The following is a 23497-nucleotide window of genomic DNA, read 5'->3' as shown; positions in this document are numbered from 1 at the left end:
ATCAGCTCCTGATGAAGGATGGCCGCCAGGCCAGGGACAGGCGTTCGAGCAGGCGCACCAGGCCATCGATGCCCAGCCCCAGCACGCTGTAGATCAGCAGGCAGATCACGATCACATCGGTACGCATGAAGTCCCGGGCATCATTGACCAGGTAGCCGATGCCGGCGCTGGCGTTGATCTGCTCGACCACCACCAGGCCCAGCCAGCTCAAGCCGAAGGCGTAGCGCAGGCCGACGAAAAAGGACGGCAAGGCGCCGGGCAGGATCACGTGCCAGATCCGCTCGCGGCGGGACAGGCCCAGCAGGGTCGCCGCCTCGAGCAACTTGGGATCCAGGCCACGGATGCCGGAGAACAGGGTGAGGTAGATGGGGAACGTGGTGCCCAGGGCGATCAGGGCGATCTTCGGGGTCTCCCCCACGCCGAACCAGAGAATGAACAGCGGCACGATGGCGAGAAATGGCAGGGTACGCAGCATCTGCACCGGTGAGTCGATCAGCAGTTCGCCGCGCCGGGACAAGCCGGAGAGCAGGGCCAGGACGGTACCGATGCTGACACCGATGGCCAACCCGCCCAGGGCCCGCTGCAGGGAAACCGCCAGGTGGCGGCCCAACTCGCCGCTGCCGAGCATCTGCCACAGGGTGCCGCCGATGGTACTGGGCGCGGCGATGATCCGCCCTGGCAACAGCCCGCTGCGCGATGCCAGCTCCCAGAGCAACAGCAGCACCAGGGGACTGGCCAGGCGCAGTGCCGGTTCACGCCAGCCCCTCCAGCGGGCCAATGCACGCAGGCCGGTTCGAGGGGAGACAAGGTCTTGCGCGGGCATGCTGACGTCCTGTTCTGTAGCGCGTGGAGGACCATGCTAACTACATAAAAAACGTCCGTGAAATTCGCTTTTGTTCTAATCTAATATACAAAAATTGCATTTATAAAAATTACTATTATGCAAATAATGGATTAACCAAGGAATGAAAACGGCTTTTGTGGCGAGCGGGCTTGCCCGCGCTGGGTTGCGAAGCAGCCCTAAAAACAGCCACCGCGATGTGCCTGAAGAAACGAGGTGCCAGGATTCAGGGCTGCCCTGCAGCCCAGCGCGGGCAAGCCCGCTCGCCACAGAAGCCCGCCACAGCAAACTCACTCAGCGGCCACAGCCAGACGCTGCGTCCGAACTCAGGACTTGCCAACCCGCTGCGCCACCATCTCGCCGAACGTGCTCACCGGCTCCTGCAGGTTGCCGAGAAAACGCGGGTGGATCAGCCACAGGTCGATCACCGGCTTGAAGTCGGACACCGGCACGATCTCCAGTCTGTCGCGGTGGCTGCTGTTCTCCAGCAGCGGTGCCGGTACCAGCCCGTATCCCAGGCCATTGGCGATCAATCCCAGTTGCAGCTCGGTGCCGAAGGTTTCCAGGTTGATCTGCAACGACAGCCCCTGGGCACTCAGGGCGCGCTGCAGGCCGGCGCGGAAACCACAGCCATCGGGGTTGAGCACCCAGCCGCGCTGGTACAGGTCGGCCAGCTTGCACGAACGCCGGGTCACCTCGCCCTTCGCCGCGACCACCACCAGGTTCATGCTGCCCAGCGAGCGTCCGACCACGCCGTCGGGGAACACCTTGCCCGCCGGGAACAGTGCCGCCACCACGTCCAGCTCACCGTTCTCGATCTTGCCCAGCAAGTGGCTGCCCCAGCCGGTGGCGACCGAGGTCTGCAACTGCGGGTAGAGAGTCTTCAACTGGCTCAGGGCATCGAGCAGCACCACATCGCCGATGGTCTGCGGTACGCCGATACGCAGCGCACCGCTGGGCGCACCGTCATTGGCCACCAGTTCACTCAGGCCATCGAGCGCGCGCAGCACTTCCAGGCACTGTCCGTAGACCCGCAGGCCCATGCTGGTGGGCTTGAGCGGCTTGGTGTTGCGGTCGAGCAGTTCCACCCCCAGCGCTTCCTCGAAATTCTGCACACGCCGGGTGATGGCCGGCTGGGTCAGTTGCAGCGAATCGGCGGCCTGGCTGATGGTCTGGCAACGGATCACCGCCACGAATGCATTGATATCATCTATCTTCATTCTTTATTCGCATAATAAATAACTGGAAAAATGTCTGGAAAGAATAATACCTTTTAGCCCACTCGTGTAGTTCACGTCGTATCCGACTGTCCACGGAGGGACCGCAATGCCTCAACCAGCCCATCGCCTCACCCCCACCTCACCGACGCCGAACCTCGGGCGACTGCGCCATTTCATCGACCAGCTGGCAGCCCTGCTGGCGGCGGAGCCCGGTGAGGAACAGGTGCTCGAAGACGGCAGCCGCCTGCTGCAACAGTTGGTCGCCCATGACGACTGGCTGCCCGACGACTTCGCTCAACCCGACCCACAGCGCTACCAGCAATTCCTTCTGCATGCCGATTCGCGCCAGCAGTTTTCCATCGTCAGTTTTGTCTGGGGGCCGGGCCAGAGCACACCGATCCATGATCACCGGGTCTGGGGGCTGATCGGCATGCTGCGCGGTGCCGAATACTCCCAGGGGTTCGCTCGACAGGCTGATGGCAGCCTGCGCGAGACCGGCGACGCGATCCGCCTCGAACCGGGCCAGGTCGAGGCGGTCTCGCCGCGCGTTGGCGATATCCACCGGGTGTCCAATGCATTCGCCGACCGGGTGTCGATCAGCATCCACGTCTATGGCGGCAACATCGGGGCGGTGAAACGCGCGGTGTACCACCAGGACGGCAGTGAAAAACCGTTCATCTCCGGCTACTCCAACAGCCTGCTACCTAACCTCTGGGACCTGTCGAAGGAGCCCCTGCAATGACCGAGATCCGTACCCGCCGCTACCAGGACATTCGTCAGGCCCTGCTGGCCCGCCAGGAACTGGCGCTGCTCGACGTACGCGAAGAGGCACCGTTCGCCGAATCCCACCCGCTGTTCGCCGCCAACATCCCGCTGTCGAAACTGGAGCTGGAGGCCTATGCGCGGATTCCGCGCCGGGATACGCCGGTGACCGTCTACGACAATGGCGAGGGCCTGGCGCAACGGGCGGCTACAGTGCTGCAGGGCCTGGGCTACCACGACGTGGCCCTGCTCGAAGGTGGGCTGGCCGGCTGGCAGGCGGCCGGTGGCGAACTGTTCCAGGACGTCAACGTGCCCAGCAAGTCCTTCGGCGAACTGGTGGAGGCCGAACGCCACACGCCATCGCTGGCCGCCGAGGAGGTCCAGGCGCTGCTGGATGCCCAAGCCGACCTGGTGATACTCGACGCCCGGCGCTTCGACGAATACCAGACCATGAGCATCCCCAGTGGCATCAGCGTCCCCGGGGCCGAGCTGGTACTGCGGGTGCGCGAACTGGCGCCCGACCCGCACACCCGGGTCATCGTCAACTGTGCCGGGCGGACCCGCAGCATCATCGGCACCCAGTCGCTGGTCAACGCCGGTATCCCCAACCCGGTGGCGGCGCTGCGCAACGGCACTATCGGCTGGACCCTGGCCGGACAGGCGCTGGAACATGGCCAGGCGCGACGCTTTGCCGAGGTCGGCCCAGACAATCGGCAGGCCGCACAAAAGGCCGCCCGGGCGGTGGCCGACCGGGCCGACGTGGGCCGCACCAGCCTGGCCGAGCTGCACCAATGGCAAGCCGAAAGCGCTCGCACCACCTACCTGTTCGACGTGCGTACCCCGGAGGAATTCGAGGCTGGTCACCTGCCCGGCGCCCGCTCCACACCCGGCGGCCAGCTGGTGCAGGAGACCGATCATTTCGCCAGCGTCCGCGGCGCCCGCCTGGTACTGGTGGACGATGACGGTGTGCGGGCGAACATGAGCGCGTCATGGCTGGCGCAGATGGGCTGGCAGGTGAAAGTGCTGGACGGCCTGGCCGCGAGCGACTTCAGCGAACAGGGCGCCTGGCAGGCGCCATTGCCCGCCAGGCCGCAAGCCCAGGCCGTGGATGCCACGACCCTGGCCGGCTGGCTGCAGGAACCGGGAACCCAGGTGCTGGACTTCACCGCCAGCGCCAACCATGTGCAACGGCATATTCCCGGCGCCTGGTGGACGTTGCGCAGCCAACTCGCCGAGGCGCTGGCGATTGTTCCTCCGGCTCAACGTTATGTACTGACCTGCGGCAGCAGCCTGCTGGCCAACTTCGCCATCCCCGAAGTCCAGGCCCTGACCGGCAAACCGGTCTGGCTGCTCGCCGGAGGCACGGCCGCCTGGATTGCCGCCGGGTTGCCGGTGGAGGCCGGGGAACAACGCCTGGCCTCGCCGCGTATCGATCGCTACCGCCGTCCCTACGAGGGCACCGACAATCCGCGCGAAGCCATGCAGGGCTACCTGGACTGGGAATATGGCCTGGTGGCCCAGCTGGGCCGGGACGGTACCCATGGTTTCTTCGTGATCTGATCCTGGCAACCCTGGCGGACCAGACGGATGGCGCTGTTCGCGGGCAAGCCCGGCTCCTACAGGATTTATGCCGTACTCAGGATGTGCGTACGCCACCCCCCTGTAGGAGCCGGGCTTGCCCGCGAATGGCCTCAAGACTGACGAACAGTTTCATTTCAGACGAGACAAATAGCAATAATTCTCGATATCATTCGCGACCTCCAGCCCTGCCACCTGAAGTCGTGAAGGTTCCCCATGTCTCGTCCAAAGCCCGACCCGCTGTCGGCTGAAGCCTTTCGCGGGTTCTATGCGGACATCCTGCACTTCCTGCGCAAACGCACGAACAACGCCAGCGACGCGGCGGACATGACCCAGGACGTCTTCACTCAATGGCTGGACTACGACCAGCAGGCCAAGGTCGAGCAACCGCGGGCCTTCCTGTTCCAGATGGCACGCAATCTGCTGCGTGATCACTGGCGCAAGCAGAAGGTCCGTCAGGCGGTGCACAGCGAACAGGTCGATCCGGAACAGGAACCCGTGGCCGACGAGCGCAACGACCCACTGGCGGCCGCGCAGCGCCTGCAACGGCTCGAACAATTGAAAGAGGTGCTCGCCGAACTCTCGCCTCGGCGTCGAGAAGCCCTTATGCTTGCCCGTTTCGAGGGCTTGAGTCAGGCCCGGATCGCTGAACGCATGGGGATTTCCGTCAGCATGGTGGAAAAACATATCGCCTTTGCCTTGTTGCACTGCAAGCAGCGTCTGGAACAGGACCCTGGCAAGGAGCAGCCGGAATGACCCGCGCCACCGACATCGAGTTCGATGAAAACAGCATCGACGCCCAGGCCGCCAGCTGGTTCGCCCGCAATCGCGACGAGCAGGCCCCGGGGACCGACAAGGATTTCGAAGCGTGGCGGGCCACTCCGGCACATGCCAAGGCCTACGCCGAATTCGAGGCCCTGTGGGCCGACCTCGCCGAACTCCGGCAACTGAACAAACCGGTGCCCCTGGCATCACGCCGGCGAAACCCGTGGCGCCCGGCCCTCGCTGTGGCCGCCGCGCTGGTCTGTGCGGTGCTGACCACCAACGTCGGTGCCCCCAACAGCCCCTACCGGCATCAGGTCGCCGCCCATGCCGAAGGCACCCGCACGCTGAAACTGCCGGACGGCAGCACCCTCTACGTGAACGCCAATACGCGGCTGCGCATCAATTTCCGCAGCCTGCAACGGGACATCTACCTGGATCAGGGCCAGCTCTACCTGGAAGTCGCCGCCGACAAGGAACGCCCCCTCTGGGTGCACGCCGGCAACGCACGGGTGCGCGTGGTCGGCACCGCGTTCGATGTACGGCGCGGGCAGAAACAGCTGGTGGTCAGCGTCGCCCACGGCCAGGTCGCCTTCGAGCCGGAAGGCGATCCGGGCAACGCGACCCTGCTCGAAGCCCGCCAGCGCGGGACCTACGATTACGCCAAGGGCACCGTGCAGCAACAGGCAGTGAGTGCCGAGGAAGTCGCCGACTGGCGTAGCGGCCACCTGACCTTTCGTAACCGCGAACTGCTCAGCCTGGTCGATGAGTTGAACCTCTACCGCAGCAAGCCGGTGCAACTGGCGGAGGGGCCGCTGGCTCACTTCAAGGTCTCCGGCAGCCTCGACGCGCAGGACCCGGATGCCCTGCTCAACGCCCTGCCGGCGTTGATCCCGGTCCGGACCGTGGCACTGGACGACGGCCAGGTGCGGATCGAGAGCCGCAAATAGATATTCATGAGAATATTTTTCATTCGCAGGTGAGGTATTTTTTCACTGCCGCGTCTTCCTCCCCGATTGCGTTCTGAACGAACGCCTTTTTGGCCTTTGGCCACGTCGGGGGATTCCATGTTTCGCGCTGCTCACGAGCTGTTCCATCGCTGTTCCCGCCCAACCCTGGTCGCCGCCTGCCTGGTGGCCAGCCTTCAGGTCCAGGCAGCCGACAAGGTTGCCATGAGCCTGCCAGCGCAGTCGCTGGCGACCTCTCTCAGCCAGGTGGCGCAGAAAACCCAGATCCAGTTGCTGTTCGACGAGGACCAGTTGCACGGTATCCCGGCACGTGCGCTGGAAGGCCAGTTCACCGCACAGGAAGCCATCGCCCTGCTGCTCAAGGGCGGCGACTTCAAGCTGATCAAGGTCGGCAGCACCTTCGTGATCCGCAAGACCGATGCCGACCCGGCCCCCGAAAAGAGCGCCATCCAACTGGGCGCGATGAGCATTCTCGGCGACGGCCAGGAAGTCGACTCCAGCAGCGTCGGCCGTTCGACCCTGACCAGGAACGATATCGAGCGCGCCCAACCGAGCAACATTCCCTCTCTGCTCTCGACGCTGCCCGGTATCAGCATGGGCGGCTCGATGAAACCGGGTGGCCAGACCATCAACATCTGGGGCCTGGGCGATGCCGAGGACGTGCCGCTGACCGTCGACGGTGCTACCAAGAGCAGCTTCGAGCGCTACCAGCAGGGCACCATCTTCATCGAGCCGGAGCTGATCAAGAGCATCGAGGTGGAAAAGGGCCCGCACTCGCCCGAAACCGGCAACGGCGGTTTTGGCGGCACCGTACACATGGAAACCAAGGATGCTCCCGACCTGCTGGAAGACGGCCGCAACAGCGGCGCCATGGTCAAGTACAGCTACGCCAGCAACAACCATGAACAGACCTACAGCGGCGCGACCTATGGCCGTACCGATGACGGCAAGATCGATGGCCTGGTGTTCCTGACCCAGCGTGACGGTGGCGACATGAAGCTGGCCGAAGCCCCGCCCAACCCCAACAACCAGTATCCGGTCAATCCCAAGCGCATCCCCAACACCGCCCAGGACCTGGATGCAATGCTGCTCAAGCTGAACCTGAATCTCACCGACGAGCAGAGTCTCAAGCTGTCCTACTCGCGCTCCAACAGCGAGCGCTGGACACCGTTCTCCGCCCAGAGCTACCCGACGCCACCCACCGCCTCAAACATTCGCCTGTATGGTTACGAAGGTGCGTTGAAGCGCCTGCTGGCCAATCGTGAAACCATCGACACCACCTGGTCGGGCAAGTACGAATACAAGCCACTGGACAACCCGCTGGTGGACCTGAAGATCAAGTACTCCGAATCCAACACCGACCAGACCGACGAACGCAACGCCACCGCCTTCTTCAGCCTGGCCACCGGTGGGCGCAAGATGGACACCGACTACAAGGACCGCGAGCTGGAGATCAAGAACACCAGCCTGTTCGATACCGGCTCCCTGCAGCATGCCCTGACGGTCGGCACGCAGATCCGCAAGCACGCCCGCGAGACCGAGATGTGGATGCCCGGCAGCACCTACAACACCGCACGCTACAACTATGGGCACTTCCAGCCGGCCTTCATGCCGCACGGCAAGGTCGACGCCAACGCGTTCTTCATCGAGGACGCCGTGACCCTGGGCGACTTCACCCTGACCCCGTCGCTGCGCTATGACCACGTGCGCAACCGTGGCGAGGCCAACGACGCGCCCTACTACTCCAATCCCGACCCGGCCATCGGCCACGACTACAGCGACCGCACCTACACCGGCTGGTCGCCACGCCTGGCGGCCTTCTGGCGGGTGACGCCGACCCAGGGCCTGTACGCCAACTACAGCAAGACCTGGCGCGCCCCGGTTATCGACGAGCAATACGAAGTCCAGGGGCTGGGCAGCCGCACCGCCACCAGCGTCGACCTCGACCCGGAACGCATCACCGCGTTGCGGTTCGGCAGCATCAGCAACTTCTCCAAGCTGCTCACCGATAACGATGACCTGATGATCCGCACCACCTTCCTGCACAACCGGATCGAGGATGAAATCTTCAAGGCGACCGGCGTGGGCTGCGAAAACCAGGCGATCAATGGCGGCACCATCAGCACCGCCTGTCCGCCCGGCCCGATGTCCAACTACCGCAACGTCGGTGGCACGACCATCAAGGGCTTCGAGGTCGAGAGTTTCTACGACTCCAGCTACTTGTTCGGCCAGCTCTCCTATGCCTACCTGAGTGGCAAGCGCGACAACCCGTACACCAACCCCTGGGGACCATCGGTCTGGGCTCGGGACATCCCGCCGGCCAAGTGGGTGGTGCTGCTCGGCACCAAGATCCCGGCCCTGGATGCCCGCGTCGGCTGGCAGGGTGTCTACGTACGCAAGACCGACCGGCTACCCAGCGACAAGTACAGCAGCGGCCCGGGTACCAGCGTCGGCGATGCCTTCTACGACCAGTACGAGAACGACAGTTATGTGGTGCAGAGCCTGTTCGCCCAGTGGAAACCGCAGCAGCGCTACCTGAAGGGCACGGAAGTGAACCTGACGGTGGACAACCTGATGAACCGCAACTACCGCCCGGAACTGAGCGGCGACCGCGCCTACAGCGTGGGCCGCAACCTCAAGGTCAGCCTGACACGCTACTTCTGAGTACCTGGCAAAACACTGGCTGGGAAGACGAACGGCTGGCAGGACTCACTGTGGGAGCAGGATTTATCCGCGAAGAATTCACTGAAACCGCTAAAAGCTTCGCGGATAAATCCGGCTCCCACGGGTGTCAGTGTTCACACGACTTGCGGGCACCACTTTACTGCGTGGGAGCAGGATTTATCCGCGAATAGGCCTCCACAGCCGTCCATGAGTAGGGAGCTGAAGACAGTTGGCTTCCACGGAGACAGGGGCACCCCCGATCAGCCGGCGTTCGCCCGCACCACGCTCAACTCCCTGACCTGAGCCCGTTTCTGGCTCAGGTAACGGGTACACCCGACCCGCAGGAACGAGGCGAAGTTCACCACCTCGCCGCGGTAGTCCATCACCTCCTCGTACAGCCGGGTGATCATCTGGTTGGTGGTCACGCCCTCGCCCTCGGCCATCTCGCTGAGGATGTCCCAGAACTGGTTCTCCAGGCGCAGGGTGGTCACCACGCCACCGATGCGCAGTGATCGCGAACGCGACTCGTAGAGAATCGGATCGGCTTTGACGTAGAGCTCGCACATCGGCGCTGCCTCGCTTACAGGGTGATTTGGGTGCCCAGCAGGCCCAGGAAGGCCGCCAGCCAGCTCGGATGCGCCGGCCAGGCCGGAGCGGTGGCGAGATTGCCCTGGACGTGGGCCTTGTCGACCGCGATATCGATATAGCGACCACCGGCCAGGCGTACCTCCGGGGCACAGGCCGGGTAGGCACTGCACTCGCGACCTTCAAGGATACCCGCCGCCGCCAGCAATTGCGCGCCATGACACACCGCGGCGATCGGCTTGCCGGCCTGGTCGAAGGCCCGCACCAGTTGCAGCACCTTGTCGTTCAGACGCAGATACTCCGGCGCACGGCCACCCGGAATCAACAGACCGTCATAATTGGCGGCATCGACCTGGGCAAAGTCGAAATTCAATGCGAACAGGTGGCCGGGCTTCTCGCTGTAGGTCTGGTCGCCCTCGAAATCATGGATCGCGGTACGCACGGTCTGGCCGGCGGTCTTGTCCGGGCACACGGCATGCACCTGGTGACCGACCATCTGCAGGGCCTGGAACGGCACCATCACTTCGTAGTCCTCGACGTAATCGCCAACCAGCATCAGGATCTTTTTCGCGGCCATGGGGTGAACTCCTCTGGGTGAAGGCTTGGGCAGACAAGAGTAGTCAAGGTAGTCGTTGTACGGGGGGACAGGTAATCGCCGGCTACTACGACAACTGTACGGACAACTCTGCGCCTATCTGTAGCAGCCGCCCTGGCGGGCTTTATGGCTAGATGAACACTCGTTCTCCCACCTACTTCGGTTCTTCCCTATGTCTTCCCGTGAAAACACCGGCATGCTGCTCGGCCTGCTGGGCGTCGTGATCTTCAGCCTGACCCTGCCCTTCACCCGTATCGTGGTGCAGGAGATCAACCCGCTGCTCAACGGCCTCGGCCGAGCACTGGTGGCGGCGGTCCCGGCGGCGGCGCTGTTGTTGTGGCGACGCGAGAAATGGCCGACCTGGAGCCAGTTCAAGGGCCTGTGGCTGGTGATCGCCGGGGTGATCCTCGGCTTTCCGGTGCTCTCGGCCTGGGCCATGCAGAGCCTGCCGGCCTCCCACGGAGCCCTGGTCAACGGCCTGCAGCCGTTGTGCGTGGCGTTGTACGCGGCGTGGCTGTCCCACGAGCGGCCCTCGAAAGCCTTCTGGGCCTGCGCGGCCCTGGGCAGTGCGCTGGTACTCGGTTATGCCCTGCTCAGCGGCGCCGGTAGCATCCAGGCCGGAGACCTGCTGATGCTCGGTGCTATTGCCGTCGGCGGCCTCGGTTATGCCGAGGGCGGCCGCCTGGCCCGGGAAATGGGTGGCTGGCAGGTGATCTGCTGGGCGCTGGTGCTGTCGGTGCCGGTGCTGCTCGGCCCGGTGCTGCTCGGCCCGGTGCTGTACCTGGCCTGGCAACACCAGGGCGCAGTTTCCACCCGGACCTGGTGGGCCTTCGGCTACGTGGCGATGTTCTCGCAGTTCCTCGGCTTCTTCGCCTGGTACGCCGGGCTGGCCCTGGGCGGCATCGCCCGGGTCAGCCAGATCCAACTGTTGCAGATCTTCTTCACCATTGCCTTCTCGGCGCTGTTCTTCGGTGAACATGTCGAACCGGTGACCTGGCTGTTCGCCGCCGGGGTGATCGTCACGGTGATGCTCGGGCGCAAGGCCGGAGTGCGCCCGGCGCAACCGGGCCAGTTGCCGCCCGGGGTTCAGCTCAAGTAGCCATCGCCGCGCAGCAGGGTTTCCAGGCAATGCTCCTGGATGGCATAGAAGGTCTTGAGCTCCTCGATCTTCGCCAGCAGCCGGGCCGGGTCCTGCGGCTCGGCGCGCTTGACCGCGAGGATCATCTTGTTCTTGTTGGTGTGCTCCAGGGAGATGAACTCGAACACCTTGGTTTCGTAGCCACAGGCTTCGAGGAACAGCGCCCGCAGGCTGTCGGTGACCATCTCCGCCTGCTGGCCCAGGTGCAGGCCGTATTGCAGCATCGGCTTGAGCAGCGCCGGGCTCTGGATCTGCTGGCGGATCTGCTTGTGGCAGCACGGCGAGCACATGATGATCGCCGCCCCGGAGCGGATGCCCGTGTGAATCGCGTAGTCGGTGGCGATATCGCAGGCGTGCAGGGCGATCATCACGTCCAGCTCGCTCGGCGCCACGCTGCGTACGTCACCGCACTTGAACACCAGGCCCGGATGCTCCAGGCGCGCGGCGGCCGCATTGCACAGGCTCACCATGTCCTCGCGCAACTCGACGCCTGTCACCTGCGCCTCGGCCTGCCGGGTGTTGCACAGGTAATCGTGGATGGCGAAGGTCAGGTAGCCCTTGCCCGAACCGAAGTCCGCCACCCGCACCGGCCGGTCGAGCTGGATCGGTGAGCTGCCCAGGGCATGGGAGAACACCTCGATGAACTTGTTGATCTGCTTCCACTTGCGCGACATCGCCGGGATCAGCTCATGCTGGCGGTTGGTCACGCCCAGGTCGGTGAGGAACGGCCGGTTCAGTTCCAGGTAGCGATTCTTCTCGCGGTTGTGTTCGGCCGAGGGCACTTCCCGCTCCTGTTGCGCCTTGCCCCTGAACAGCGTGCTCTTGCCCTTCTTGCTGTATTCGAGCTGGATCTCGTCGGTCAGCGAGAGCAAGTGGGCGTTCCTGAACGACGCCGGCAACAGCGCCGCGATGTTCGCCACCCCCTCGGCCAAGGGAAAATTCTTGGTGATGTCGCGGGTCTTGTAGCGGTAGACGAAGGACAGGCAGGGCTGGTCCTTGACCGTCAGTTGCTTGATGATCAGCCGCTGCAGGTCCGCCTCGGCACCGACATGCTTGGCCAGCACCAGCTTGATGAAGGCATTCTGCGCCAGGCTGGTTTCGAGCAGTTCGATGAACTGGGCATGGTGGTCCGGCACGGACTGGGCGGGTTTTGCAGTGACTGACATGTAGGAAAGCGCCTCGGGCGTGCAGGAATCGGATCAGGAATTGCCGGGCATTGTATCAGCCCAGCACCACCAGGCGGTTCGGCAACTCGTTGCGCGCCTGGGTCAATGGCACGTGGGTGACCAGCAGCTTGCCGCAGTCCTCGATGCAGGAGACGAAGCCCTGCAGGGTCTGTCCCTGCTTGACCCGCTCGGTGAACGCCTTGACGATCGGCTCCCAGACACTGTTGTCCAGGCGCCGGGCGATCCCCTCGTCCACCAGGATCTCCACATAGCGCTCGGCCTCGCTGACGAAGATCAGCACGCCGGTACCGCCAACCGTGTGGTGCAGGTTCTGTTCGAGAAACTGCCGCCGCGCCAGCCCCGAGGCGCGCCAGTGCCGCACCGAACGTGGAATCAGCCGGCTGGTGACCGACGGGATGCGAAACAGCAGGCACAACAGGATGAAGCTGCTCCACTGCACGGCCAACAGGGTGTGGCTGTTCAGCCAACCGAAGAAGAAGTTGATCACGCCCGGCACCAGCAGGGCCAGCAGGCTGGCCCAGAGCAGGGGGATATAGGCGTAGTCGTCGGCGCGACGGGCCAGTACCGTCACCAGTTCCGCATCGGTCTGGCGCTCCACCCGCGCGATCGCTTCGGCGACCTGGCGCTGTTCGTATTCACTGAGTAAGGCCATGGTTGTGCTGCTCTCTCGTTATTATGGTTTACCAACTGCCCGACGATCCGCCGCCGCCAAAACTGCCACCGCCACCGCTGAAGCCTCCACCGGAACGGCTGCCACCACCGCCGCCCAGTCCTCCCGAGCCACCGCCCCTGGGGCCGTAGCCCATCAGTTGCATGACGCCGCAGAACAGCACGAACAGCACGCACAGGAAAGCGACCAGCAAGGGATGCCGTGAACCGAAATCACCCTGCGGCTCAGCCGGCTCCTGCACCTTGCCGCCGAGGGTATCGAGCATCGCCTCGACCCCGGAGCGGATACCGCTGGAGACATGGCCACGCTTGAACTGCGGCACGATCAACTGGTTGATGATCAGCGCGGCACGGGCATCGGTCAGGCGCTCCTCGAGGCCATAACCCACCTCGATACGGACCTTGCGCTCGTCGCGGGCGACGATCAGCAGGGCACCGTTGTTGCGATCCTTCTGGCCAATGCCCCAGTGCCGGCCCAACTGGTAGCCGTACTCCTCGATGGTCGCGCCTTGCAGGTCCGGCAGGGTCACCACCACGATCTGCTCGCCGGTGGCCTTTTCATGGGCCTGCAGTTCCCGGGTCAATGCCTCGGCCACCGGCGCCTCGATCATGCCGGCGTTGTCCACCACCCGCCCGGTCAGTTCGGGGAACCGCAACTCGGCCCTGGCCGTCAGGGCCAGCATGCAGAGCAACAGCCACACGGCGCTCTTGAATATGCGCATGTCTACCTCATCCGTGATGACCCGAGCGGTCAGAACTTCACTTGGGGTGCCTTGTCGGCGTCCTGGCTGGTCGCCTCGAAGTTCGGCCGCAGCGGCAGGTCGCTGTACATCAGGCTATGCCAGAGGCGACCGGGAAAGGTACGGATCTCGGTATTGTACTTCTCCACGCTGAGAATGAAGTCGCGCCGGGCCACGCTGATGCGGTTCTCCGTCCCCTCGAGCTGCGACTGCAGGGCGAGGAAATTCTGGTTCGACTTGAGGTCCGGATAACGCTCCGACACTACCATCAGCCGGCTCAGCGCCCCAGTCAACTGACCCTGGGCCTCCTGGTACTGCTTGAGCTTCTCGGGGTTGTCCAGGGTACTGGCATCGACCTGCACCGAGGTCGCCCGCGAGCGGGCCTCGACCACGGCGGTCAGGGTGTCCTGTTCCTGCTTCGCATAGCCCTTGACCGTTTCCACCAGGTTCGGGATCAGGTCGGCGCGCCGCTGGTACTGGTTCTGCACCTGGGCCCAGTTGGCCTTCACCTGCTCGTCGTAGGTGGGAATATTGTTGATACCGCAGCCCGCCAGCACGCTGGCCAACAGGACCAGGACCGCGACTCTCCAGCTCGAACGCAAACCTTGGGGTGCCTGCATGCTCGAAACGCTCCTTGAAACGATAAAAAGGGACAAACGCCTGGGCTTTGCGCATTCGTGACTAGGGCATAATCGGCCCCCGCCACTGGAATGTATGAAGCCAATCAGCTAAAAGATGCCCAGCGCGAAAAACAGTTCAGCAGTGTGCTGGATTTATTGGCACGACAATAGCCGCTCCCTATAACTAAACAGCCCGGCCGGTGCTCGTTGAGCCCTAGCCGTACCGGGCTCTCGAGAAAACCATTCATGAAGAAGCTGTGTTTGCTGGGCCTTGCTGTCGGCCTGGCCAGTCTCCCGGTTGCGGCGGACAGCAAGACCGCCCCCATCGAAAACAAGGACGCCTTCATCGCCCACCTGATGAAGCAGATGACCCTCGAGGAAAAGATCGGCCAGTTGCGCCTGATCAGCATCGGTCCGGAGATGCCCCGTGAGCTGATCCGCAAGGAAATTGCCGCGGGCAACATCGGCGGTACCTTCAACTCCATCTCCCGCCCGGAAAACCGCCCGATGCAGGACGCGGCCATGCGCAGCCGGCTGAAGATCCCGATGTTCTTCGCCTATGACGTGATCCACGGCCACCGGACCATCTTCCCGATCAGCCTGGGCCTGGCTTCCAGCTGGGACATGGATGCCATCGGCCGCTCCGGGCGCATCGCCGCCCAGGAGGCCAGTGCCGACAGCCTCGACATCACCTTCGCGCCGATGGTCGACATCTCCCGCGATCCACGCTGGGGCCGCACCTCCGAAGGTTTCGGCGAAGACACCTACCTGGTCTCGCGCATCGCCAAGGTGATGGTCCAGGCCTACCAGGGCAAGAGCCCGAGCCAGGCGGACAGCATCATGGCCAGCGTCAAGCACTTCGCCCTGTATGGCGCGGTGGAAGGCGGCCGCGACTACAACGTGGTCGACATGAGCCCGGTGAAGATGTACCAGACCTACCTGCCGCCCTACCGTGCCGCCATCGACGCCGGTGCTGGCGGGGTGATGGTCGCGCTGAACTCGGTCAACGGGGTGCCCGCCACCTCCAACACCTGGCTGATGCAGGACCTGCTGCGCAAGGACTGGGGCTTCAAGGGCCTGGCGGTCAGCGACCACGGGGCGATCTTCGAACTGCTCAAGCATGGTGTCGCCAAGGACGGTCGCGAAGCGGCCAAGCTGGCGATCAAGGCCGGCATCGACATGAGCATGAACGACTCGCTGTACGGCAAGGAACTGCCGGGGCTGATCAAGTCCGGCGAAGTGCCGCAGAGCGACCTGGACAACGCCGTGCGTGAAGTGCTGGGTGCCAAGTACGACATGGGCCTGTTCAAGGACCCGTACCTGCGCATCGGCAAGGCCGAGGATGATCCGGCCGACACCAACGCCGAAAGCCGCCTGCACCGTGCCGAAGCGCGCGACGTGGCCAAGCGCAGCCTGGTACTGCTCAAGAACGAGAAGCAGACCCTGCCGCTGGAAAAATCGGCGAAGATCGCCGTGGTCGGCCCGCTGGCCAAGGCCCCGATCGACATGATGGGCAGTTGGGCCGCCGCCGGCCAGCCGGCACAATCGGTCACCCTGTTCGACGGCATGAGCCGTGCCCTGGGCGACAAGGGCCAACTGGTCTACGCCCGTGGCTCGAACATCACCACCGACAAGAAGATCGTCGACTACCTGAACTTCCTCAACTTCGATGCGCCGGAAGTGGTCGATGACCCGCGTCCCGAGCAGCAGCTGATCGACGAGGCGGTCCAGGCCGCGAAGCAGGCGGACGTGGTCGTCGCTGCGGTGGGCGAATCGCGCGGCATGTCCCACGAATCGTCGAGCCGTACCGACCTGAACATCCCCGAGACCCAGCGCAAGCTGATCGCCGCCCTCAAGGCCACCGGCAAGCCGCTGGTACTGGTGCTGATGAACGGCCGTCCGCTGACCATCGGCCAGGAACAGGACCAGGCCGATGCCGTGCTGGAAACCTGGTTCAGCGGTACCGAAGGCGGCAACGCCATCGCCGATGTGCTGTTCGGCGACTACAACCCGTCGGGCAAGCTGCCGATCACCTTCCCGCGCTCGGTCGGCCAGGTGCCGATGTACTACAACCACCTGACCATCGGCCGGCCGTTCACGCCGGGCAAGCCGGGCAACTACACCTCGCAGTACTTCGACGAGGAAAACACCCCGCTGTATCCGTTCGGCTACGGCCTGAGCTACACCGATTTCAGCCTGAGCAACATGGCGCTGTCCTCGACCACGCTGAACAAGAGCGGCAAGCTCGACGCCAGCATCACCGTGCGCAACACCGGCAAGCGTGATGGCGAGACCGTGGTGCAGCTGTACATCCAGGATGTGGCGGGTTCGATGATCCGTCCGGTCAAGGAGCTGAAGAACTTCCAGAAGGTCATGCTCAAGGCCGGTGAGGAGAAGGTCATTCACTTCACCATCGACGAGAACGACCTGAAGTTCTACAACACCCAGCTCAAGTACGTCGCCGAGCCGGGCAAGTTCAACGTGCAGATTGGCCTGGATTCCCGGGACGTGACGCAACAGAGCTTCGAACTGCTGTAACCCCTCCTTGTAGGAGACAGTCGGGCGGCGCTCCGCTTGATGATAGTGCCCACGCTCAGCGTGGGCACGCAGCCCGTGACGCTCTGCGTCACAAGAGCGGACGCCGAGCGTCCAGAGAGGCATTCCCACGCAGAGCGTGGGAACGATCGGCAAGTCAGCGTTGGTCTGGACGGGCGTGTTATCTTTCCTGCCCTCTCTCCAAGCCTGTCGTTGCCCGCATGCCGCCGATCCCCCGCTCCCTGCGTCTGCTGCTCCATACCCTGCTGATTCTCGCCGGCACCGTGCTGGCCGCCGGCTGGGCCATGCACCGTGCCACGCAGCAGGCATTGCTGGATGATGCTGTCCGCGGCCGCGATCAACTGGCGCTGTACGCCAACTCCCTGCATACCCTGATCGAGCGCTACCGCGCCCTGCCGGCCGTGATCGCCCTGGACCCGGAACTGCGTGAAGCGCTCAATGGGCCGATCACGCCACAACGCCAGGATGCCCTCAACCGCAAACTGGAGCGCATGAACGGCGCCGCACGCTCCTCGACCCTGCAACTGCTCGACCGCAACGGTCTGTCGGTGGCCGCCAGCAACTGGCAACTGCCGAGCAGCTATGTCGGTCATAGCTACGGCTTTCGCCCCTACTTCAACCAGACCCGCAGCGAAGGCAGCGGGCACTTCTACGCGGTCGGCGTGACCAGCGGGATTCCCGGCTACTTCCTCTCCAGCGCGGTCTACAACGACCGCGGCGAATTCATCGGCGCCATGGTGGTGAAGCTGGAGTTCCCCGAGATCGAGCACGAGTGGAGCAAGGGCAACGACATCCTGCTGGTCAGCGACGCCCGCGACATCGTGTTCATCGCCAACCAGCCGAACTGGCGCTATCGCCTGCTGCGGCCGCTGTCGGACAACGACCGCAGCGAAATCGGCCGTACCCGCCAGTACGACAAGCAGCCGCTGAGCACCATCGAACACCAGACCTTGCAGGTGTTCGACAGCCACAGCTTCCTGAGCCGGGTGACCACCCCCGAAGGCACCGCCGAGCTGCTCTGGGAATCGCTGCCGCTGGACACCGAACACTGGACCCTGCACCTGCTGCGCAAGCCGCAACTGGCCGCCGAGGAACGGCGCAATGCCGGGCTGGCCGGGGCCGGCCTGTGGCTGACCCTGGTGTTCCTGGCGCTGTTCCTCAACCAGCGCTGGCGCCTGGCCCGCCTGCGCCAACGCAGTCGCGCAGAACTGGAGCGACTGGTTGAAGAGCGCACGCGCGACCTGCGTACGGCACAGGACGGCCTGGTGCAGTCGGCCAAGCTGGCGGCGCTGGGACAGATGTCCGCCGCCCTGGCCCACGAAATCAACCAGCCGCTGACCGCCCAACGCATGCAGCTGGCAACCCTGCGCCTGCTGCTCGACCACGGCCGGCTCGACGCCGCGCGCGAAGCGCTGGCACCGCTGGAGCAGATGCTGACCCGCATGGCCGCCCTGACCAGCCACCTCAAGACCTACGCCCGGCAAAGCCCCAGTGGCCTGCGCGAGCCGCTGGACCTGGCCGGCGTGGTCGACCAGGCCCTGCAACTGCTCGATCCGCGCCTGCGCGAGGACAACGTCAGTATCGTCCTGCACCTGACCCGCCCCGCCTGGGTTCGCGGCGATGCGATCCGCCTCGAACAGGTGCTGATCAACCTGCTGCGCAACGCCCTCGATGCCATGCATGACCAGCCGCTCAGGCGCCTGGAGATCCGTATCGAGGCTGACCAGCAACTGTGGCTGCTGAGTGTGAGTGACAGCGGCGGCGGTGTTCCCGAGGAGCACCTGGCCAAGGTCTTCGACCCGTTCTTCACCACCAAGCCGGTGGGCGAAGGCCTGGGCCTGGGGTTGGCCGTGTCCTACGCGATCGTCCATGAACAGGGCGGCCGCCTGAACGTCATCAACCGGCCGGGCGGCGCCTGCTTCACCCTGGCCCTGCCCATTGCCCTGGAGGTCTGCGAACCATGCTGAATTCGGTGATAGTGGTCGATGACGAAGCCAGCATTCGTACCGCGGTGGAGCAGTGGCTGGGCCTGTCGGGATTCTCGGTCCGGCTGTTCAGCCGCGCCGAGAACTGCCTGGCGAACCTGCCACCGCACTTTCCCGGGGTGATCATCAGCGACGTACGCATGCCCGGCCTCGGCGGCCTGGAGCTGCTGGCGCGGGTACGGGCGCTCGACCCCGACCTGCCGGTGATCCTGCTGACCGGCCATGGCGATGTGCCGATGGCGGTCGAGGCGATGCGCGATGGCGCCTACGACTTCCTGGAAAAACCCTTCAGCCCCGAAGCCCTGCTCGGCAGTCTCGGCCGCGCCCTGGAAAAGCGTCGGCTGGTGCTGGAGAACCGCCGTCTGCATGAACAGGCCGACAGCCGCTTACGCCTCGATGCCTGCCTGCTGGGGGTGTCACGCAGCCTGCAGACCTTGCGCCGACAGGTGCTGGAACTGGCGCCGCTGCCGGTCAACGTGCTGATCCGCGGCGAAACCGGCAGCGGCAAGGAGCTGGTCGCCCGCTGCCTGCACGACTTCGGGCCGCGCTCGGCCAAGCCGTTCGTGGCCCTCAACTGCGCGGCGATCCCCGAGCCGTTGTTCGAAGCCGAGTTGTTCGGCCATGAGAGCGGCGCCTTCACCGGGGCGCAGGGCAAGCGGATCGGCAAGCTGGAGTATGCCAATGGCGGCACCCTGTTTCTCGACGAGATCGAGAGCATGCCGCTGGCCCAGCAGGTCAAGCTGCTGCGGGTGTTGCAGGAACAGAAGCTCGAACGCCTGGGCTCCAACCAGAGCATCCCGGTCGACCTGCGCATCGTCGCTGCGACCAAGCCCGACCTGCTGGAGGAGGCCCGGGCCGGACGTTTTCGCGAAGACCTGGCGTACCGGCTGACCGTGGCCGAACTGCGCCTGCCGCCATTGCGCGAGCGGCGCGAGGATATCCCGCTGCTGTTCGAGCACTTTGCCCAGGGCGCGGCCGAGCGCCTGGGGCGCGCGGTAAGGCCACTGGGCGGCTCGCAACTGAGCCGGCTGCTGGGTCATGACTGGCCCGGCAACGTCCGTGAACTGGCCAATGCCGCCGAACGCTCGGTGCTCGGCCTGGGCGATCCGGAACCGGTCAGCCTCGATCCGGGCCAGTCATTGGCGGCGCAGCAGGAAGCCTTCGAGGCACAGTGCCTGCGCTCGGCGCTGACCCGCCACAAGGGCGACGTCAAGGCCGTGCTCGAAGAACTGCAACTGCCGCGGCGCACCTTCAACGAGAAAATGCAGCGCCACGGGCTGACGCGCGAAAGCTTCCTGCGCGACGACTGACCACGCCACAATCCTCTCTCCTGTGGCCCCTGTGGCGAGCGGGCTTGTCGGAACGCCGCACCGCCGCGCTGGGGCGCGGAGCGGCCCTGAAACCTGCAATCGCCATGCGCCAGGCCCACCCAGGTGAATGGCTTTACGACTGCTGCGCAGTCGAGCGCGGGCAAGCCCGCTCGCCACGGGTCTCTCTGCGTGCCCGTGACGCTATCGGCGATTTTCCGCTCACCGACCGCCCATCCATGAGCGGATTTCCGCTCATGGATTTTCTCCACCCCCTCTAAACCGGGCCTTCGAGCCCTGGCACGGCTCCTGCTATGGAGCGCCCAGGCTGCGCTCACGCGCGCTCCACAAAAACAATACTCACAAGGTTCCCTAGATGGATAACTCCACTACCCTGCCCCTGGGGTCGGCGGTCGCGCCGGCACAAGAAAGAACCACCGCCAGCCGCCTGAAATCGATTTTCAGCGGGTCGGTCGGCAACATGGTCGAGTGGTACGACTGGTACGTCTACGCCGCCTTCTCGCTGTACTTCGCCAAGGTCTTCTTCCCCAAGGGGGACACCACCGCGCAACTGCTCAACACCGCCGCGATCTTCGCCGTGGGCTTCCTGATGCGCCCGATCGGTGGCTGGCTGATGGGTCTGTACGCCGACCGCAAGGGCCGCAAGGCGGCACTGATGGCCTCGGTCCTGCTGATGTGCGCAGGCTCGCTGATCATCGCCCTGACCCCCGGCTATGAAACCATCGGCGTCGGCGCCCCGATCCTGCTGGTGGTCGCCCGCCTGATGCAGGGCCTGTCGGTCGGCGGCGAATACGGCACCTCCGCCACCTACCTCAGCGAGATGGCCACCAAGCAGAGCCGTGGCTTCTACTCCAGCTTCCAGTACGTGACCCTGATCTCCGGCCAGCTCATCGCCCTGGCGGTGCTGATCGTGCTGCAACAGCTCCTCAGCGTCGAACAGTTGCAGGACTGGGGCTGGCGCATTCCGTTCGGCATCGGCGCCCTGTGCGCGGTGGTCGCGCTCTACCTGCGGCGCGGCATGGAAGAAACCGAATCGTTCGTGAAGAAGAAGGAAAAGCCGAAAGAGAGCCTGATGCGCACATTGCTGCGTCATCCCAAGGAGCTGCTGACCGTGGTCGGCCTGACCATGGGCGGCACCCTGGCGTTCTACACCTATACCACCTACATGCAGAAGTACCTGGTGAACACCGTCGGCATGAGTATCTCCGACTCCACTACGATCTCGGCGGCCACCCTGTTCCTGTTCATGTGCCTGCAACCGGTGATCGGTGCGCTGTCGGACAAGGTGGGCCGGCGGCCGATCCTGATCGCCTTCGGGATCCTCGGCACGCTCTGCACCGTCCCGATCCTCAGCACCCTGCATACCATCCAGACCTGGTGGGGCGCGTTCTTCCTGATCATGGCGGCGCTGATCATCGTCAGCGGATACACCTCGATCAACGCCGTGGTGAAGGCCGAGCTGTTCCCGACTGAAATCCGCGCCTTGGGCGTGGGGCTGCCCTACGCGCTGACCGTGTCGATCTTCGGCGGTACTGCCGAGTACATCGCGCTGTGGTTCAAGAGCATCGGCATGGAGACCGGCTACTACTGGTACGTGACCGCCTGCATCGCGGTATCGCTGCTGGTGTACGTCACCATGAAGGACACCCGCAAGCACTCGCGGATCGAGACCGACTGATTACCCCTTCTGCCGGTTCCCGATTGCGGGACCGGCATTGCTCTTGAGTGGGAGCCGGTTTGCTAGCGATTGCGGTGTGCCAGTCGATGTAAATGCCGACTGATACACCGCAATCGCCAGCAAGCCGGCTCCTACAGAGCCCTCCTGCATTTCGTGCAAGCCCGGAATTAATAGCGACTTAATTCCCATCCTCCATCCTGACCCTACGCCCAATCGATTTGCGCGCCTGCCCTCGGGCATCCGGTGACCGCCATTTGATCGCGCCGCACAATACATCGATTTATACGATTAATTTAAGCACTTATTTGCGCTTTTTAATCGAATAAACGAGCGTAGTATGACTTCCACACCCACTGAACAAAACGAACACCCGACTGGAGCAACCACCATGAAAACCAAACTGATCCTCGCCCTGACCCTCTCCGTACTGGCCGCCAACACCTACGCCGCCGATGGTTCCAGCCACACCCCAGGTGCCTATCGCGTCGCTGCCGACGGTTACGACAAAACCCCAGGTGCGAATGCTGTCGCCGCTGACGGCTACGACAAAACCCCAGGTGCGAATGCTGTCGCCGCTGACGGCTACGACAAGACCCCGGGTGCCAACGCTGTCGCCGCTGACGGCTATGACAAGACTCCTGGTGCCAACGCGATCGCTGCTGACGGTTACGACAAGACTCCTGGTGCCAATGCTGTCGCCGCTGACGGCTACGACAAGACTCCTGGTGCCAATGCCATCGCCGCTGACGGCTACGACAAGACCCCGGGCGCCAACGCTGTCGCCGCTGACGGCTACGACAAGACCCCGGGCGCCAACGCTGTCGCCGCTGACGGCTACGACAAGACTCCTGGTGCCAATGCCATCGCCGCTGACGGCTACGACAAGACTCCAGGCGCCAACGCGGTAGCCTCCGACGGTTACGACAAGACTCCAGGTGCCGCTGCAATCAGCTGAGGCTTTCCAGATGGCATCACAGCCCGGCTCAGGCCGGGCTTAGTCATTTCTGGAGGACAGGAAATCCGAGGTGGCGAGGGGGCTTGCCCCCGCTGGGCTGCGCAGCGGCCCCAACGACCGACTCCGCGGTCCGCCAGGTAACCCCGCATGACCAGATTGCGACCGCGTCGCGGTCGAACGCGGGCAAGCCCGCTCGCCACCGGGATGTGCCCAGCTACGACAAGACTCCTGGTGCCGCTGCAATCAGCTGAGGCTTTCCAGATGGCATCACAGCCCGGCTTTAGGCCGGGCTTAGTCATTTCTGGAGGACAGGAAATCCGAGGTGGCGAGGGGGCTTGCCCCCGCTGGGCTGCGCAGCGGCCCCAACGACCGACTCCGCGGTCCGCCAGGTAACCCTGCATGACCAGATTGCGACCGCGTCGCGGTCGAACGCGGGCAAGCCCGCTCGCCACCGGGATGTACCCAGCTACGACAAGACCCCAGGCGCCAACGCGGTAGCCTCCGACGGTTACGACAAGACTCCTGGTGCCGCTGCAATCAGCTGAGGCTTTCCAGATGGCATCACAGCCCGGCTTTAGGCCGGGCTTAGTCATTTCTGGAGGACAGGAAATCCGAGGTGGCGAGGGGGCTTGCCCCCGCTGGGCTGCGCAGCGGCCCCAACGACCG

19 protein-coding genes are annotated in these 23497 nt (G+C 64.3%); 11 read left to right on the top strand and 8 right to left on the bottom strand.

Translation table 11 applies throughout. The annotated features are described in order from the left end of the window. Position 1: 1 nt before the first annotated feature. Positions 2–823, bottom strand: coding sequence for an ABC transporter permease (locus tag HU752_RS07990; protein WP_186685030.1), 822 nt, complete (start codon positions 821–823; stop codon positions 2–4). Positions 824–1167: 344 nt separating this feature from the next. Continuing rightward, entirely contained in the window at positions 1168–2061 is an 894-nt protein-coding gene (locus HU752_RS07985) for a LysR family transcriptional regulator (protein WP_186685032.1), read from the bottom strand. Positions 2062–2167: 106 nt separating this feature from the next. Between HU752_RS07985 and HU752_RS07980 the strand changes: the two genes are divergently transcribed. From HU752_RS07980 to HU752_RS07960, 5 genes are all read left to right on the top strand, one after another. Then, entirely contained in the window at positions 2168–2803 is a 636-nt protein-coding gene (locus HU752_RS07980; protein ID WP_186685034.1) for a cysteine dioxygenase family protein, read from the top strand. After that, positions 2800–4383, top strand: a complete 1584-nt coding sequence (locus HU752_RS07975; protein WP_186685036.1) for a rhodanese-related sulfurtransferase — start codon at positions 2800–2802, stop codon at positions 4381–4383. The genes HU752_RS07980 and HU752_RS07975 overlap by 4 nt, the downstream gene beginning before the upstream one ends. A 234-nt stretch (positions 4384–4617) precedes the next feature. After that, positions 4618–5157: an RNA polymerase sigma factor gene (locus tag HU752_RS07970; protein WP_186685038.1), complete on the top strand. Its 540-nt coding sequence runs from the start codon at positions 4618–4620 to the stop codon at positions 5155–5157. After that, positions 5154–6113 carry a FecR family protein gene (locus HU752_RS07965; RefSeq protein WP_186685040.1) on the top strand — a complete coding sequence of 320 codons (960 nt, stop codon included), beginning with the start codon at positions 5154–5156 and terminating at the stop codon, positions 6111–6113. Before HU752_RS07970 ends, HU752_RS07965 begins: the two co-directional genes overlap by 4 nt. Positions 6114–6230: 117 nt before the next feature. Continuing rightward, entirely contained in the window at positions 6231–8795 is a 2565-nt protein-coding gene (locus HU752_RS07960; RefSeq protein ID WP_186685042.1) for a TonB-dependent receptor, read from the top strand. A 260-nt stretch (positions 8796–9055) separates the two neighbouring features. Here HU752_RS07960 and HU752_RS07955 read toward each other — a convergent pair whose 3' ends face one another. Further along, positions 9056–9361 carry a ribbon-helix-helix domain-containing protein gene (locus HU752_RS07955; RefSeq protein ID WP_017905997.1) on the bottom strand — a complete coding sequence of 102 codons (306 nt, stop codon included), beginning with the start codon at positions 9359–9361 and terminating at the stop codon, positions 9056–9058. A gap of 14 nt (positions 9362–9375) precedes the next feature. Beyond that, positions 9376–9957, bottom strand: coding sequence for a DJ-1/PfpI family protein (locus tag HU752_RS07950; RefSeq protein ID WP_186685044.1), 582 nt, complete (start codon positions 9955–9957; stop codon positions 9376–9378). A 190-nt stretch (positions 9958–10147) separates the two neighbouring features. Between HU752_RS07950 and HU752_RS07945 the strand changes: the two genes are divergently transcribed. Further along, the gene (locus HU752_RS07945) at positions 10148–11074 is read left to right on the top strand and encodes a DMT family transporter (protein ID WP_186685046.1); all 927 of its coding nucleotides are present in this window, start codon (positions 10148–10150) and stop codon (positions 11072–11074) included. Here HU752_RS07945 and HU752_RS07940 read toward each other — a convergent pair. Genes HU752_RS07940 through HU752_RS07925 form a run of 4 tightly spaced genes read right to left on the bottom strand, consistent with a single transcriptional unit; the run spans position 11062 to position 14329 of the window. Then, positions 11062–12279: a class I SAM-dependent methyltransferase gene (locus HU752_RS07940; protein ID WP_186685048.1), complete on the bottom strand. Its 1218-nt coding sequence runs from the start codon at positions 12277–12279 to the stop codon at positions 11062–11064. The two genes, HU752_RS07945 and HU752_RS07940, sit on opposite strands and share 13 nt — an antisense overlap. A 55-nt stretch (positions 12280–12334) precedes the next feature. Beyond that, positions 12335–12952 (bottom strand): TPM domain-containing protein, encoded by a 618-nt coding sequence (locus HU752_RS07935; RefSeq protein WP_186685056.1) that lies wholly within the window; start codon positions 12950–12952, stop codon positions 12335–12337. 28 nt (positions 12953–12980) lie between these two features. Beyond that, the gene (locus tag HU752_RS07930) at positions 12981–13691 is read right to left on the bottom strand and encodes a TPM domain-containing protein (RefSeq protein WP_186685058.1); all 711 of its coding nucleotides are present in this window, start codon (positions 13689–13691) and stop codon (positions 12981–12983) included. Between the two features lie 29 nt (positions 13692–13720). Continuing rightward, positions 13721–14329 (bottom strand): LemA family protein, encoded by a 609-nt coding sequence (locus HU752_RS07925; protein WP_186685060.1) that lies wholly within the window; start codon positions 14327–14329, stop codon positions 13721–13723. A 246-nt stretch (positions 14330–14575) separates the two neighbouring features. Between HU752_RS07925 and bglX the strand changes: the two genes are divergently transcribed. The 5 genes from bglX to HU752_RS07900 all read left to right on the top strand — a co-directional run bounded on the left by bglX (position 14576) and on the right by HU752_RS07900 (position 22831). Next, positions 14576–16867 (top strand): beta-glucosidase BglX, encoded by a 2292-nt coding sequence (gene bglX, locus HU752_RS07920; RefSeq protein WP_186685062.1) that lies wholly within the window; start codon positions 14576–14578, stop codon positions 16865–16867. A 218-nt stretch (positions 16868–17085) separates the two neighbouring features. After that, positions 17086–18852: a sensor histidine kinase gene (locus HU752_RS07915; protein ID WP_186685064.1), complete on the top strand. Its 1767-nt coding sequence runs from the start codon at positions 17086–17088 to the stop codon at positions 18850–18852. Then, positions 18846–20180, top strand: a complete 1335-nt coding sequence (locus tag HU752_RS07910; RefSeq protein WP_186685066.1) for a sigma-54-dependent transcriptional regulator — start codon at positions 18846–18848, stop codon at positions 20178–20180. Before HU752_RS07915 ends, HU752_RS07910 begins: the two co-directional genes overlap by 7 nt. A 373-nt stretch (positions 20181–20553) precedes the next feature. Next, positions 20554–21876, top strand: coding sequence for an MFS transporter (locus HU752_RS07905; RefSeq protein ID WP_437182334.1), 1323 nt, complete (start codon positions 20554–20556; stop codon positions 21874–21876). A gap of 388 nt (positions 21877–22264) precedes the next feature. Then, positions 22265–22831: a hypothetical protein gene (locus HU752_RS07900; RefSeq protein WP_186685068.1), complete on the top strand. Its 567-nt coding sequence runs from the start codon at positions 22265–22267 to the stop codon at positions 22829–22831. Positions 22832–23497: the final 666 nt, after the last annotated feature.

Origin of the sequence: Pseudomonas vanderleydeniana (assembly GCF_014268755.2) — a bacterium.
Taxonomy (GTDB): Bacteria; Pseudomonadota; Gammaproteobacteria; order Pseudomonadales; family Pseudomonadaceae; genus Aquipseudomonas; species Aquipseudomonas vanderleydeniana.
The sequence above is the reverse complement of the archived record's forward strand: the minus strand, read 5'-3'. Positions and strand labels throughout refer to the sequence as shown.